Here is a 15143-nt window from a genome sequence, read left to right on the forward strand (position 1 = left end):
ATGACGATTCCGAAACACGAGCCGCGCGAAGTCTTCGATCGGGCGATCGAGCATACGCGGGCGCTTTCTCCCGCAACTTTTGATCAGTGGTTTGGCGGAGTTCAGTTCGATGATCTGACGGACGGCGTCCTCACGCTGCGTGTCCAGAACGAGTTCGTCCTCGAGTGGGTAAGGGACAACTTCCTGCCCGCGTTGACGGACAAGATTCGCGAGCTCACGGGCTGGTCGGTCCAGGTGGCGTGGACGATCGATCAGCACCTCGACGCGCCGGTCGCCCGGCGTGTGGAGCTCACCCCCGTGCGTCCGCGGGCGCTCGTCGTGCGCCCGACGAGCGCGGCGCCGGCGCCCGCGCCCCGGCCCGAGCCGCCGGTGCGGCGCGTCTCGCCGCTGCCGGACGACCTCAACCCGAAGCACACCTTCGCGAGCTTCGTCGTCGGCCCCTCGAACCAGCTCGCGCACGCGGCCGCCATCGCGGCCGCGGGCGGCGGGGGGCGCCGGTACAACCCGCTCTTCATCTGCGGCGGCACGGGCCTCGGCAAGACCCACCTCATGCACGCGATCGCGCACCGCGTCTTCGAGGGGAGGCCCGACGCGCGCATCATCTACGTCTCGGCCGAGAAGTTCACGAACGACTTCATCACCGCCATCCAGCACCACCGGATGGACGAGTTCCGCGCGAGGTACAGGTCGAACTGCGACGTGCTGCTCGTCGACGACATCCAGTTCCTGGCCGGTCGCGAGCAGACGCAGGAGGAGTTCTTCCACACCTTCAACGCGCTCCACACGCTCGATCGGCAGATCGTGGTGACGAGCGACAAGTACCCCCAGAACCTCGAGCGCATGGAAGAGCGCCTCGTCTCGCGGTTCTCGTGGGGGCTCGTCGCCGACATCCAGGTGCCGGAGCTGGAGACGCGCGTCGCGATCGTCCGGAACAAGGCGGCGCTCGAGGGCATCGCGCTGACCGACGACGTCGCGCTCTACCTCGCGCAGATGGTCCGCTCGAACGTCCGCGAGCTCGAGGGGACGCTGATCCGGCTCGCGGCCAAGAGCTCGCTCACCGGCCGCCCGGTGGACCTGCCGTTCGCGCGCGCCGAGATCACGGCCACGTCGCCGCCGCGGGCGCAGATGATGAGCGTCGAGGACATCCAGCGCGCCGTGTGCCACCACTTCCACCTGCGCTCGATCGACCTCACCTCGAAGGACCGCCACAAGAGCGTGGCCTTCGCGCGCCACGTGGCGATGTACCTCTGCAAGCAGCGGCTGAAGTGCAGCTTCCCGGAGATCGGGCGGGCCTTCGGCAACCGCGACCACACGACCGTGATGAGCGCGGTCCGCAAGATCGAGGCGCAGCGGGACTCCGATCCGCAGGTCCGCGCCCACCTCGAGGCGCTCGAGAAGAAGCTCGCCGACGAGTAAGCGCCCACGTAAGCCCACGTCGACGACCGCGGGCCGCGCGGTCAGCGTCAGGACAGCGCGGCGCGCGCGTCGTCGGCGATGAGCTTGTTGCCGTACGCCGAGGCGAGCTCGAGCACCTCCTCGAGCTCGCGCCGCGCCTCCTCCGCGAGGCCGCGGTGCTTCAGGAGGGCGCCGAGCAGGTAGCGGCTCTCCAGGGCGTCCGTCCTGTACGAGCGCGCGTCGGCGTAGCGCGCGAGCTCGTTCAGCAGATCGACGGCGTCGGCCGCGCCGTTCAGGCCGTCGAGGTAGGCGAGGTGCGCGCGGTTGATCGCGACGAGGCGCTCGTGGCCGCTCTCCTCGGCGAGCTCCCGCGACTTCGTGAGCGCCGCGTACGCGCGCGGCAGATCGCCGAGCCGCCGGCTCGCGTCGCCGAGGTTGTGCAGCGCGGCGGCGGTCTCGAAGCGCAGGCCCGCGGACCGGGCGAGGTCGACCGCGCGGGCGGACGTCTTCACCGCCGCCTCGAAGTCGCGGAGGAAGACGTGCACGAGGACGCGCTGCTTCTCGCGCTCGCTCGCCGCCGCGAGATCGCCCGGCGCGGCGAGCGCCTCGGCCCGGTCGAGCGCGCGCAGCGCCGCCCCGATGTCGCCCATCGCCGCGCGCGTCTGCGAGATCGCGAGCAGCAGCCGGGCGTCGCCGATCTCGCCCATCGCCTCGAGCTGCTCGACGGCGCGCACCGCGCGGGCGTAGTCGCCCGTCCTGACGCCGATCTCCGTCTCGCACGCGAGCGCCTTGCGGCGGAGGTCCTCGCGGTCGCCGGCGAGGGCGTACGCCTCCTCGAGCTTCGCGTAGGCGTCCGCGAACAGGTCGACCGCGCCGAGCGCGCGCGCCACGTCGACGCGCGCCGAGAGCTTCTGCTCCGGGGTGCCGGCCTCGTCGATGCGCCGCTGCGCGCGGGCGACGACGTCGCCGAGATCGGGCGCGGAGCGCACGCGCACGACGACGTCCGCGAGCGCGCCGAGCCACGCCGCGAGCTCCGCCGGCGCGCGCCGGGCGTGGTCGGCGAGGTCGAGCGCCTGGAAGATCAGCCGGAGCGCGGGATCGAGCTGGCTCGCGCGGATCTTGTGGAGCGCCGCCCGCGCGTGGAACGTGGCGGCGCGGTCGCGGTCGCCGGCCTGGTAGAAGTGCTGCCCGATGCGCTCGGCGTGCTCGGCGCCGTCCTCGCCGACGACCGCGACGTAGGCCGCCGCGGCGGCGGCGTGCAGCTCCCGGCGGAGCTCCGGCGGGATCGCGTCGAGGACGATCTCGCCGTGCATCGGCGACGCGAAGCCCGCCTGCGCGGGCCCCTTGAGCCGCAGCAGATCGCGGGTCGCGAGCCCGGAGATCGCCCGGTTCACCGCCGAGAGCTTCTGCTGGAGCAGCGCCGCGAGGACCTCGGTCGGCACCGGATCGCCGAGGATCGCGGCGGCCTGGAGCACGGCGCGGTCGCTCGGTTCGAGCCGCCGCACCCGGGTGGCGATGAGGGTGCGCAGCGAGCGCGGCACCGCCGACGCGCCGTCGAGCCGCGCCTTCACGACGCCGCCCGAGACGCCGAGCGCGCCGGAGTCGCTGAGCTCCTTGATGAGCTCCTCGAGGAAGAGCGGGTGGCCGCCGGCGCGCTCGCGGCAGAAGGCGAGCAGCTCGGGCGGCAGGAGCGTGGCGCCGATGCGCGCCGCCATGAGGCGCGCGCCGTCGCTGTCCGAGAGCTCCCCGACCCGGATCCGGTAGAAGTGGGGGTGCGCCTCGAGCAGCGGCGGCGGGTCGCTGCGCGTCGCCAGGATCAGCACGGCGCGGAGCCCGCCGGCCCGGCCGGCCGTGGCGAGGAGCGTCTCGGCGGTGAGCTGGTCCATCGCCTGCGCGTCATCCCAGGCGAAGCAGTGGAGCCGATCCTCGCAGAGGCTCTGCACCATGCGCGGGAAGGCCGCGCGCAGGATCGCGCTCGTCCCCTGCGGCGCGCGCTGGTCGACGAGCGACGCGCCGAGCTGGCCGAGCACCGCCGCGGACTCGTCCTCGCGGAGGCCGAGCGCCCTGAGCCGCGGCAGCACCGCGCGGATGCGCTCCTCGTCGTCGCCCTCCTGGATGCCGCAGAGCACCTGCAGCATCGCGGTGAGGCCGCTCCACGGGACGTCGGCGCCGTTGTGCGGACACGACGCGACGTAGACGCCGACGTTGTAGTCGCCCTTCGAGAGCCGCCGCTCCATCTCGGCGAGGAGCCGCGTCTTGCCGATGCCGCGCTCACCCTGGATCACGGCGATCTGCGCGCGCTTGCGCGTGGCGGCGGCGAGGATGTCGCCGAGCTGCTTGAGCTCCTCGCGGCGGCCGACGAAGCGGCCGTAGGCGCCGTCCGGCGGGTGCGCGGAGGTGACGACGCGCCCCCCCTCGGGCGCCGTCCGGCCCGCGCCGGGCAGCTCCTCGGTCGTGAACGCGTTGCGCAGGACGCGCCCGGTGAGGTGTGAGACGGCGACCTGAGACTCGGTCGCGCGGGCGAGCGCCTGGGCGGAGGCGATGAGCGAGGCGAGCCGCTCGTCGCGGACGGGGGCGCCCGCGCTGTCGACGAGGATGCGGGCGAGGTGGATGCCGGCGGAGACGGCCGCGCCCCCGCCGCGCGAGCGCAGGATCACGAGCGCGGCGCGCACCGCGGCCTCGGTGTCGCGGCCGTCCGCGTCGCCGAGCCCGAAGACGGCGACGAGCTGGGACGCCTCCTCCTCGAGCAGCAGCGCGCCGTAGCGCGCGAGCACCTCGCGCGCCCGGGCGATGCGCCGCGCCGCGTCCTCTCCGGATCCGGTGAAGATGAGCACGAGCGCCGTGACCTCGCGCCGCTCGCCGAGCCCGCGCGCGGCCGGGCTGCTGTCGCCCCGCTCGAGGAGCTGGAGGAGCCCGGACGCCGCGCGGGCGCGCGAGCTCGTCGTGTGCGGCACCTCGACGGGCGTGCGCTCGTTGGCGCCGATCGGCTCCTCCTCGAGCGCGTTGCTCGCCTCGAGCTCGGCGCCCGCCTTCTCCTCGTGGAACGGCGCCAGGAACTCGGCGAGGTCGTTCGCCCCGAACCGCTCGCCCGTCGCGTAGAAGAAGCCGAGCAGCGCCTCGTGCAGCCGCCCGGCGTCGGGGAACCGATCCTCGGCGTTCCTCGCGAGCATCGTGCTCACGATGTCGACGAGCGGCCTCGGCACGTCGGGGCGCACGAGCGCGAGCGGCGGGTACTCGCTCGCCTGCAGCCTGCGCATGACCTCGAACGCGGTCGGCGCCGCGAACGGGTTCGAGCCGGCGAGCATCTCGTAGAGCACCGTCCCGAGCGAGAAGAGGTCGCTCCTGCCGTCGATCGCGCCCGCGCGCGACTGCTCGGGGCTCATGTAGGCGAGCTTGCCGCGGATGCGCCCGGCGCGCTTCTCGCCGACCTCCTCCTCGGTCATCGACTGCGTGGCCTTGGCGATGCCGAAGTCGGTGACCTTCACCTCGCCCTCCCAGGAGAGCAGGATGTTCTGGGGCGAGATGTCGCGGTGGACGATGCCGAGGGGGCGCGATTGCTCGTCGCGCCGTCGGTGGGCGTGGTCGAGCGCCTTCGCGATCTCGGCCGTCATGAACACGGCCATCCCGAGGGGGATCGGCCGCTTCGCCCGGCGGCAGCGGGCGAGGAGCGTCGCCAGGTCGAGCCCGGGGACGTACTCCATCGCGATGAAGTAGCTGGTCGGGTCGCCGTTCGGGTGGTCGACGCGGCCGAGGTCGAAGACCTGGACGATGTTCGCGTGCGAGAGGCGCACGGCGAGCTTCGCCTCGTGCACGAACATGTCCACGAAGCGCCCCTGCTCGGCGAGCCTGGGCAGGATGCGCTTGATGACGAGGACCTTCTCGAACCCCTCGACGCCGAAGCTCTTGGCCTTGAAGACCTCGGCCATGCCGCCTTCGCCGAGGCGCTCGAGCAGGCGATAGCGTCCGAAGGTCTCGTTCAGCATCGTCCCGCCTGCGCCCCGCGCGGCCCCGCGCCTAGAGCGCGCGCGGCGCTCCGGAGGGGGCGGCCGGCGGCCGCCGCGCGAGCCCGCGCGCGCCCGACGGCAGCGTCGCCGGGCCGCGCGTCATGTCTCAACGGCCTTGTTCGCGCCGGCGTCATCGTCCCCTCCATACATCGACTCCGCGATCCGGAACGCCGCCCCCTCCAGGCGCGCGTACGCGGCCCGGAGCGCGTCGAGGTCGCCGCCGCCGTCGAGCAGCTTCCGCAGCGCGGCGCAGTCGGCGTGGACCTCGCCGAGGAGCTCGGCGTCGAGCAGATCCCCGTAGCCCTCGAGGGCCTGCTCGGTCGTGTAGACGAGGGTCTCCGCCTGGTTGCGGAGCTCGGCGAGCTCCCGGCGGAGCGCGTCGGTCTGCTTGAACCGCTCGCCCTCCGAGACGAGCCTGTCGACCTCGTCGGGCGTGAGGCCGCTCGTCGGGGTCACCCGGACCTCCTGCACCCGCCCGGTGCCGAGATCGCGCGCCTCGACGCGGACGATCCCGTTCTCGTCGATGCGGAAGGTGACCTGGATCTTGGGCAGCCCGCGGGGCGCGGGCGGGATGCCGGTGAGCTCGAAGCGGGCGAGGCTCCGGCAGTCGGCGGCCATCTCGCGCTCGCCCTGGAGCACGTGCACGGGGACGAAGCTCTGGTTGTCCACGCTCGTCGTGAAGATCTCGCTCCGCTCGGTCGGGATCGTCGTGTTCCGCGGGATGAGCTTGAACATCACGCCGCCGCCCGTCTCGACGCCGAGCGACAGGGGCGTGACGTCGAGGAGCAGCACCTCGTCCACGTGCCCCGAGAGCGCGGCGCCCTGCAGCGCCGCCCCGACGGCGACGACCTCGTCCGGGTTCACGCCCTTGTTCGGCTCCCGGCCGAAGAAGTCGCGCACCGCCGCCTGCACCGCGGGCATCCGCGTCATGCCCCCGACGAGGACCACCGTGTTGACGGCGGCGACGGGGAGCTTCGCGTCCGCGAGCGTCGCGCGGCAGACGTCGATGGTGCGCTGGATGAGGCTCTCGCAGAGCATCTCGAGCTCGTTGCGCCGCATCGTCCGCTCGAGGTGGAGCGGCCCGCCGCCCGGGCCGACGGCGATGAAGGGGATGTTGATCTCGGTCTCGAGCGACGACGAGAGCTCGTGCTTCGCCTTCTCCGCCGCCTCCTTGAGCCGCTGCAGCGCCATGCGGTCCCGGCGCAGGTCGATGCGGTGGGCGCCCTCGAAATCGTCGGCGAGCAGGTCGATGAGGCGCTGGTCGAAGTCCTCGCCGCCGAGGTGGGTGTCGCCGCCGGTCGCCTTGACGCTGAAGACCCCGCTCGCGATCTCGAGGATCGAGATGTCGAACGTCCCGCCGCCGAGATCGTAGACCGCGATCGTCTCGGCCTTGGCCTTGTCGAGGCCGTAGGCGAGCGCCGCGGCGGTCGGCTCGTTGATGATGCGGCGCACGTCGAGGCCGGCGATCCGCCCTGCGTCCTTCGTGGCCTGTCGCTGCGCGTCGTCGAAGTACGCCGGGACGGTGATCACCGCCTCGGTCACCGGCTCGCCGAGGAAGCGCTCGGCGACCTGCTTCATCTGGCCGAGGATCATCGCGGAGATCTCGGGCGGCGAGTAGCTGCGCCCCTTGACCTCGACCCACGCGTCGCTGTTCGGCGCCTCGACGATCTTGTAGGGGGCGAGCGAGATCTGCTTGCTGACCTCGGGCGCGCTGAACTTGCGGCCCATCAGGCGCTTCACCGCGTAGACGGTGTTCTGCGGGTTCGTGACCGCCTGGCGCCGCGCGACCTGCCCGACGAGGCGCTCGCCGCTCGCCGGGAAGCCGACCACCGAGGGGGTCGTGCGCGCGCCCTCGGCGTTGGGGATGACCCGCACGTCGTTCGCCGAGCCGACCCCTGTCCCTTCGACGACGGCCACGCACGAGTTCGTCGTCCCGAGATCGATGCCGATCACCTTCCCCATATGCGGCGAAAGATACTACAGGCCTCGATGGTCGCTGGGTGGGGAGACGACCTCGGCGTCCGCGATATTTGAGGAGATCGTGCGGCGAGGTGGCGGGGCACAGCAGATCCCGGAGAGGACCACCGCCATGATGCGCGCGGCGCGGGAGGTGTGCGCCGATGGGAGCCGTCGCGCTGCGACGCGCCTCAGTTCGCTTCGGACGTCGACGACTCGCCGCCGGGCGAGCCCTTCGAGACGACGACCATCGCCGCGCGGATCAGGTAATCGCCGAGGATGTACCCCGGCTGGACCTCCGCGATCACGACGCCGGCCGGGTGCTCGGTCGACTCGATCTGCTGGATGGCCTCGTGCACGCTCGGATCGAAGGGCTTGCCGACCGCGGGGATGCGCTTGATGCCCATGCGATCGAGCGTGTCCACGAACTGCTTCGCCACGATCCGCACGCCCTCGGCGACCGACTTCACGTCGGGCGCGTTCTCGGCGTGGCTGGCGGCGCGCTCGAGGTTGTCGAAGACCGGGAGCAGATCCTTCAGGATCGACTCGCGGCCGCGGCGCTGCGCCTCCTCGACCTCGCGCCGGGAGCGCTTCCGGAAGTTGTCGAAATCGGCCGCGGTGCGCAGGAGCTGCTCGCGCGTCCGCGCCGCCTCGGCCTGCGCCTCGGCGAGCTTGTCTTCGAGGGTGGGGGCTCGCTGCTCTGCGGGCTCTGCGGGCTCTGCGCGCTCCGCCTGCACCTCCGCCTGCTCCTCGGTGTTCTGGCTCGACCCATTTTGTTCCGAATCGCTCATAGGACGGCGGCACTATAACCAGCCGCGATCCGCTGGCAATCGCCAGGCCCCGAGGGGGGGCCGGCGGCGAGCGCCGGCGCGCTCGGCCGCGGCGCCCCCCGGGGTCGGCCGCCGGCGCCCTCGGGCGGCCGCGGGCGCCGGCGCGCGGGCGCTCCGGACGCGCTTTCTCGCAGGTTTTGCCCGGGTCTCCGCGATCCGCGGCCGGCGTGCATCGACCGTTTGCTCCGACCCCCTGCCCGGCGTTAGATCGGGCCCCATGAGCATCGCCACAAGCCCCACCGGCGAACCGCCTCCGGCGAACGCCTCGACGCCCGCCACCTCGCGGCTCCTCGCCGCGCAGAAGCACCTCCTCGGCAACTACCGCCAGCCGCCGTTCGTCCTCGACCGCGGCCGGGGCTGCGAGCTCTTCGACACGGAGGGGCGCCGGTACCTCGACATGTTCGCCGGCGTGGCGGTGGCGTCGCTCGGCCATGCTCACCCGCGGCTCGTGGCGACCATCGCCGAGCAGGCGGGCCGCCTCATGCACGTCTCCAACTACTTCTTCAACGCCGAGAACCTCCGCCTCGCGGAGGAGCTCTGCGCGAAGACCGGCTTCGACCGCGCCTTCTTCTGCAACTCGGGCGCGGAGGCGAACGAGGCGATGCTCAAGCTGGCGCGCCGCCACTTCTTCAACCAGGGGCAGACCGAGCGCTACCGGATCATCGCGTTCGAGAACGCGTTCCACGGCCGCACGCTCGGCGCGGTCGCCCTGACCGGGACGCCGAAGTACCGCGAGGGCTTCGGCCCCTCGCTCGAGGGCGTCACGCACGTGCCCTACGGGGACGTGGACGCGGTGCGCGCCGCCATGGGCCCGGACGTCGCGGGGATCCTCGTGGAGCCGGTGCAGGGGGAGGGCGGCGTCCTGCCCGCGCCGGCCGGGTTCCTCGCCGAGCTGCGGCGCATCGCGGACGAGCACGGCGCGCTGCTGCTCCTCGACGAGGTGCAGACCGGCATCGGGCGCACGGGGCGCTGGCTCGGCGCGAACCACGACGGCGTCCAGGGCGACGCGGCGGCGCTCGCGAAGGGGCTCGGCGGCGGGTTCCCGATCGGCGCGCTCGTGCTGCGGGAGAAGCTCAACAGCGCGTTGCCGCCGGGCTCGCACGGCTCGACGTACGGCGGCAACGCGCTCGCCTCCGCCACGGCGCGCACGGTGCTCGCGGTGATCGAGGAGGAGAAGCTCTGCGAGGCGGCCGAGAAGCGCGGCGAGCAGCTCGGCCGCGGCCTCGCCGCGATCGCCGCGAAGCTGCCGCACGTGTGCGCCGGCGAGCGCGGGCGCGGACTGCTCCGCGGGCTCATCCTCGCGCCCGGCATCGACACGCGCGTCGCGCTCGGCCGCGCGCGCGACCGGGGCGTGCTGCTCACGGTCGCGGGCAGCAACGTGCTCCGGTTCACGCCGCCCCTCGTCGTGAGCGAGGCCCAGATCGACGAGGCGCTGGCCGAGGTCGAGGCCGCGCTCGCCGAGATGCCGGCTGCGGGTTGAGGTGGCCTCTCCGCGCGCAGCCGGGCCCACCGTCGCGCCCCTCCCGTGCTCGGGCTGCAGCAAGCTGATCGACCCGCTCCGCGCCGGGCACGTCGCGATCTTCGACCTGCGGTTCCATTACTTCTGCAACGCCCGGTGCCGCCACGCCTTCCTCGGCGAGGCGCCGCCCGCGCCGGGTGACGCCCGGCCCGCCGGCTTCGCGGCCGCGGGCGCCCCCCTCCACGGCGCGCCCGCCCGGGGGCCCTCGTCGGCGGCGCCGCCCGGCACCGCCGGGCCTCACGCCGCCGCCCCGCGCGCCGAGCCCGCGCGGGCGGGCGCCGACGACGGCGCCGCGCGCCCCGCCGATCTCGACGCGCCGATCGTCGACGCGTTCCCGCCCGTGTCGATCGACGAGCGGCTACCGGAGCTGCCCGTCCTCGACGACGACCGCGCGCTGCTCGAGCCGATCGGGAACACCATCCTCAGCGAGGAGCCGCAGCGCTACGAGGCGATCGAGGCGCGCGACATCGGCGCGCTCCTGCTCGTGCTCGCGATCATCGCGGGGACGCTCGCCGTCGCGCTCACCCTGGCCGGGGACGCGAAGCTCGTCATCGGCGCGCGCATCGTGCTCGCCACGGTGAGCGCGGGGATGCTCCTCGGCCGCGCCGCCACGACCGCGCGCGACGCCACGGATCCGCACCCGGCGCCGATGCTCGCCCCCGTCCTCGGCGGGCTCGTGGTCGCCGTCTGGGCCCTCTTCGGCCAGGATCGCGCCCTCGCGGCAGAGGCGGCGTCGCTCGCGGGCGTCATCGCCACCGCCAGCGCGATCAGCGCCTGGCTCATCGAGAGCGCGCGCCACCGCGTGTTCGCGGAGCGGGCCTGGATCGCGTCGGCGCTCTCCACGCCGGCCCGCCGGCCGCCGGTCGCGTGGGCGCAGGGCCCGGCGCCCTCCGACCGATCTCTGCCGCGCGGCGGCGAGGACGGCGCGGCCAGCGGGGCCGACGACGCGCTCTATGAGCTCCGGCCGGGCGAGAGCGTCCAGGTCGACGCCGGGGAGATCGTCCCCGTCGACCTCGTGGTCACGGGGGGCGACGTCGAGGTGCTCCCCTGGATCGGCGCCGCCACGCCGGCCCGTCGCCGCGACGGCGATCCGATCATCGCGGGGGCGACCGTGGTCCGGGGCCGCCTCGTCGGCGCCTGCACCTTCTCCGGCGGCGATCGCGCGGTCGCGCGCGTGCTGCTCGACGCCCGCCGGCGCGCGGACGCCCTCGCGCCCATCGCGCAGGCGTCCCGCGCCCTGACCGAGCGCTGGGCGCTCGGCGCCGCGGCGATCGCCGCGCTCTCCGCCTTCGTCGCCGGGCGCGCGCCCGTCGAGATCGCGATGACGGCGACCGCCGTGTTCGCCGCGCTGGCCACGGCGATCACGGCCTCGATCGCGTCGGTCCACGTCGCGCGCGGCATCCTGCTCGGGCTCCGCCGGGGCATCGTCTACAAGAGCGCCGACGCCTGGGACCGCGCCGGCCGGGTCTCGGTCGCCGTGTTCTGCGCCCGCGGCACGCTGCTGCTCGGCGAGCCCGAGCTCGCGGAGCTCGAGGCGACCGGCCAGAAGCTCACGCCGAGCGACGTGCTCGCGCTGGCGGCCGGCGCGGAGCGCACCGAGGAGCACCCGGTCGCGACCGCGATCGTCCGCGCCGCCCGCGTCCGCGGGTTGCGCCCCGACGGCGTGCGCAACCCCAACTTCCACCCGGGCCTCGGCGTGACGGCCGTCACGTCGTCCGGCGAGGAGCTCTGCGTCGGCAACCGCGCGCTCATGCTCGAGCAGCGGATCTCGATCGCCGCGGCCGAGACCCGCGTGGCGGAGCTCGAGGCGCTGGGGCGCACGGTCGTGCTCGTCGCGGTGGGCGCTCGCCTCGTCGGCCTCATCGGCCTGCAGGATGGGCTCCGCCCCGGGGCGCGGGCCGCCATCCAGCACCTGCTCGACGCGCAGGTCGAGCCCGTGCTGATGTCGGGCGACGCGCGCGAGACGTGCGAGGCGATCGGCCGGTCGCTCGACATCGACCACATCCGCCCCGAGATCCTCCCCGCGGATCGCGGCGCCGAGGTGCGCCGCCTGATCGACGCGGGCACGAGCGTCGCCGTGCTCGGCCACGCGGGCGTCGACGACGCCGCGCTCGGCGCCGCGGACGTCTCGGTGGCGCTCGGCGCCGCCGGCTCCGCGCCCGCCGACTTCTCCGTGGTCCTCGCCTCCGACGACGTCCGCGACGCCGCGCTCTCCCTCGCGCTCGCGCACCGCACGCGCCTGGAGGCGCGCGTCGGGCTCGCGCTGAGCGTCGCCCCGGCGCTCGTCGGCGCCGCGGTCATCTCCGCCTTCGTGCTCCCGCCGGCCTACGCCCCGATCGCCTCGCTGCTCGGCGGCGTCATGGCCGTCGTCCACGCCCGCGCGCTCGACGCGAAGAGCTGAGCGCGGCGCGCGCGGGCCGCCGCCGGTCCCTCACCCGGCGGCGCGGCGGGCTACGAGACGTCCGCCGACTCCGCGGGTTCCTTGGCGTCGCCCGTGCGGCACTCCAGGCAGACGCCGTACATCTCGTGCTTGTGCCAGTTCACCTCGAAGCCGTACTTCGCGGCGATCTCGTCCTGGAGCGCCTCGATGCGCGGCTCCTCGAACTCGATGATCTTCCCGCAGCTCACGCAGATGAGGTGGTCGTGGTGCGCGCTGGCGTCGTCGGCCAGCTCGTAGCGGCTGAGGCCGTCTCCGAACCGGCGCTCCGAGGCCACGCCGCACTCCGCGAGCAGCTTGAGCGTCCGGTACACGGTCGCGTACCCGATGCCCCGGTCGCGCGCGCGCACCTCCGTGAGCAGGTCCTCGATCGTCATGTGGGGGGCGCCCGAGAAGAACGTGTCGACGATGAGCCGGCGCTGCGCCGTCGATCTCAGCCCCTTCTTCTCCATGTACGCCTGGAGGCGAGCGCGCAGCCGGTCGAGGGCAACTTTGTCGACGTGGGTCACGCTGTCCCCCTCTCTCGCGATGACGGCCATGACGAGTTTATCCCGTTCGCGGCGAACCGCGTCAAGGCCGGCGGCCACGCTGCTCGGCGCGACGCGCCCTTCCGGGTCGCGTCACGCTTCTACCGATCCGGCACCGATCCGGCGAGCAATCCGGCACCGATCCAGTTCTGATCCGGCACCGAGCCGGTGCCAGCGCCGGCGTCCGGCGTCACTCGCCGACCTGCGCCATGTAGCTGACCTGCGCGGCCGAGCCTCCGAGGGGGCTGAGCAGCGTGACCGGGGGCGCGACGAGCCCGGCCGCGGCCGTGTTGTCGATGACGACGTAGTAGAGGCCCGGGCGCAGCGCGTAGCGCCGCGTCTCGATGATCCCGGGCTGCAGAGGGCCGCCCGCCTGCACCGGGCCGGGCGGGGGGCCGAGCGGCTTGCCGGTCTGGTAGGCCTCGCGCCACGCGTCGCCGGTGGGCTTGTCGACGATCATGATGTCCACCGGCGCGCCCTGCGCGCTCACCTTCAGGTAAAGCGCCTGGTCCACGTCGGCGACCTCGAACGGCCCGAGGTAGTCGCGCTGGTGCGCGTGCACCTCGACGACCTCGTTCGCGAACGTGTACCGCTCGTCGTCCTCCACCTCGAACGGGTGGTGCGGCCGCTGGGGCGGCGTCAGGATCCCGAGCGTGAAGTCCTTCCCCGTCTCCTCGTTGTAGACGACGGTGAACCCGCGGGTCATCTCGCCGGCCACGATCTGGTTGCCGAGCAGGTTGGCGAGCCCTCCGAACGGGGGGACGTTCGCCATCACGTCGATGACCGGGTTCTCGACGTAGCCGAGCTGGAAGCTCGGGCCCTGCACGATCCGGTTCAGCCGCCCCCACACGTAGATGTCGTCGCCCGCGATCTGGAAGTCGGGCCGGTACTCGACGGAGGTCGTGAGCGAGAAGCCCACCCGCTTCGCCGGCTGCATGTAGCCGTACCCCGTGCCGGCGATGTGCACGGTGACCGTCTGGGCCGCGTCGTTGACGTCGTACGAGCACTGCATCGGGAAGAACCGCCCGATGGACGACGACCTGTCCTGCAGGCGCAGCGAGACCCCGCTCTTCAGCATCTCGGGGCAGATCTTGCTGGCGCCGAAGTTCGAGAAGAGGAACCACCTGAGGCCCGGGCTCGCGTTCACCGGGCCGCTGAGGCACGGGCAGCCCACGAACGTGAACGACAGCGCGATGGCGGCGAGCGCCAGCGCGGCGGACGCGACAGAGGCGCGGGGGGGCGAGGGTCTTCGTGCGGGCACGCGGGCTAACATAGCGGGTCGACCTCGGGGCGAGAGCGGGTTTGCGCCCGGGAGGGCTGCGCCCCCCGGATCAGCGCACGAGCTGCCATTGGACGCCGGGGGTCACCTCGAGATGCAGGTGATTTTTGTGCGCCCGGTCGTAGTTGGGCGTGAGGATCGACGTGAAGATGTGCTGGTCCGCGGCCTCGCACACGATGGAGCGCAGCTCGCGCGCGGCCGCGTCCGCCGGCAGGCCGCTCGTCCCCCGGCCGGCCGCGCCGCGGCCCGCGGGCTTGCCCGCGCCCTCGCCGCACACCGGCGCGCCGCGCCTGCCCACGAAGTCGCGCTCGACGTCGAGCCACTCCTCCGCGAACGCGTCGCCGACGCGCCGCTTGACGAACCTGTAGGGATCGATGGCGAGCCCGCCGGGGTGCCTCGTCGCCAGCTTGCCCTCGGGCCACATGGCGTGCGGAGGCCGCCAGGCCGAGTACATCAGCACCTCGGTGATGTCGTGCACGCGCAGGATCCGGCTGAAGTCCGAGAGCGCGAGCGCGAGGCGGCAGTCGAAGACGTCGTACGGGTTGTCCGCGCGCCGGTGGGCCGGCAGCGCCGTCCGGTAGAGCACGCCGCCGACCCCCTGCATCAGCCGCACCGGCGCGAGCACGCCCGGCGCGCGCCGCACCGGCTCGAACGCGATCTTCCGCCGCACGAGCGCCTCCCGGCACTGCGCCGCGCTCATCGCCGCGTAGCGCGCCGACGGGTGCCTGGCCCAGTCCTGATGGAACTTCACCTTCGGCTTGCCCTGCGCGCTCGGCGCGGTCGCGAGCGGACCGAGCGCGAGGGCGAGCGCGCAGGCGATGGCGGCGTGACGTGCGGACGGCATCGGTGCTGGGGGGCCTCACCGCGCATCGAGCTCCCGGGTGGCCCGGGCTGACCAGGGAGCCTCGAGCGACAAGGGAACCACCGGAACTGCGGAACTGCGGAACTGCGGAACTGCGGAACTGCGGAACTGCGGGAACCACGACCTCCGGTGCGGCGGCCGCGCCCATCCTACCGCGCTATTTGACCGGGCCGCGCGATCGCCTCAAAATAGACCGCATGCGCCTCCGTGGGCCCAGCGCCCGCCCGCGCGTCTTGACGTATGGGAGCGAAGGCCCGGTCCGCATGGCTTCCCGGTCCGGGCAGTCCCTGGGCCAGGTAGCCACCGCGGCGCGCGCATGCGCCGCATGCAGCTG

9 protein-coding genes are annotated in these 15143 nt (G+C 73.6%); 3 read left to right on the forward strand and 6 right to left on the reverse strand.

Annotated elements, in window-relative coordinates; genetic code table 11:
• Complete coding sequence (gene dnaA, locus WMF24_RS00005; RefSeq protein ID WP_437734268.1) at positions 1-1416, forward strand: chromosomal replication initiator protein DnaA; 1416 nt, start codon at positions 1-3, stop codon at positions 1414-1416.
• A gap of 47 nt (positions 1417-1463) precedes the next feature.
• Here the strand turns inward: dnaA and WMF24_RS00010 are convergent, their stop codons facing one another.
• The 3 genes from WMF24_RS00010 to grpE all read right to left on the reverse strand — a co-directional run bounded on the left by WMF24_RS00010 (position 1464) and on the right by grpE (position 8146).
• Positions 1464-5378 carry a serine/threonine-protein kinase gene (locus WMF24_RS00010; RefSeq protein ID WP_437734269.1) on the reverse strand — a complete coding sequence of 1305 codons (3915 nt, stop codon included), beginning with the start codon at positions 5376-5378 and terminating at the stop codon, positions 1464-1466.
• A gap of 120 nt (positions 5379-5498) precedes the next feature.
• Positions 5499-7361 (reverse strand): molecular chaperone DnaK, encoded by a 1863-nt coding sequence (gene dnaK / locus WMF24_RS00015; RefSeq protein WP_437734270.1) that lies wholly within the window; start codon positions 7359-7361, stop codon positions 5499-5501.
• A 185-nt stretch (positions 7362-7546) separates the two neighbouring features.
• Positions 7547-8146, reverse strand: coding sequence for a nucleotide exchange factor GrpE (grpE, locus tag WMF24_RS00020; RefSeq protein ID WP_437734271.1), 600 nt, complete (start codon positions 8144-8146; stop codon positions 7547-7549).
• 256 nt (positions 8147-8402) lie between these two features.
• On the opposite strand from grpE, the gene WMF24_RS00025 reads away from it, so the two are divergent.
• Together WMF24_RS00025 and WMF24_RS00030 are read left to right on the forward strand one after the other, a co-directional pair.
• Entirely contained in the window at positions 8403-9665 is a 1263-nt protein-coding gene (locus WMF24_RS00025; RefSeq protein WP_437734272.1) for an aspartate aminotransferase family protein, read from the forward strand.
• A gap of 1 nt (position 9666) precedes the next feature.
• Positions 9667-12105: an HAD-IC family P-type ATPase gene (locus tag WMF24_RS00030; RefSeq protein ID WP_437734273.1), complete on the forward strand. Its 2439-nt coding sequence runs from the start codon at positions 9667-9669 to the stop codon at positions 12103-12105.
• Between the two features lie 50 nt (positions 12106-12155).
• Here the strand turns inward: WMF24_RS00030 and WMF24_RS00035 are convergent, their stop codons facing one another.
• The 3 genes from WMF24_RS00035 to WMF24_RS00045 all read right to left on the reverse strand — a co-directional run bounded on the left by WMF24_RS00035 (position 12156) and on the right by WMF24_RS00045 (position 14791).
• Positions 12156-12680 (reverse strand): Fur family transcriptional regulator, encoded by a 525-nt coding sequence (locus WMF24_RS00035; RefSeq protein ID WP_437734274.1) that lies wholly within the window; start codon positions 12678-12680, stop codon positions 12156-12158.
• Positions 12681-12858: 178 nt separating this feature from the next.
• On the reverse strand, positions 12859-13929 hold the full coding sequence (locus WMF24_RS00040; RefSeq protein ID WP_437734275.1) for a hypothetical protein: 1071 nt from the start codon (positions 13927-13929) through the stop codon (positions 12859-12861).
• A gap of 70 nt (positions 13930-13999) precedes the next feature.
• Positions 14000-14791 (reverse strand): extensin family protein, encoded by a 792-nt coding sequence (locus WMF24_RS00045; RefSeq protein WP_437734276.1) that lies wholly within the window; start codon positions 14789-14791, stop codon positions 14000-14002.
• Positions 14792-15143 lie beyond the last annotated feature (352 nt).

This window comes from Sorangium sp. So ce1335 (assembly GCF_051521615.1).
Lineage (GTDB): Bacteria > Myxococcota_A > Polyangia > Polyangiales > Polyangiaceae > Sorangium.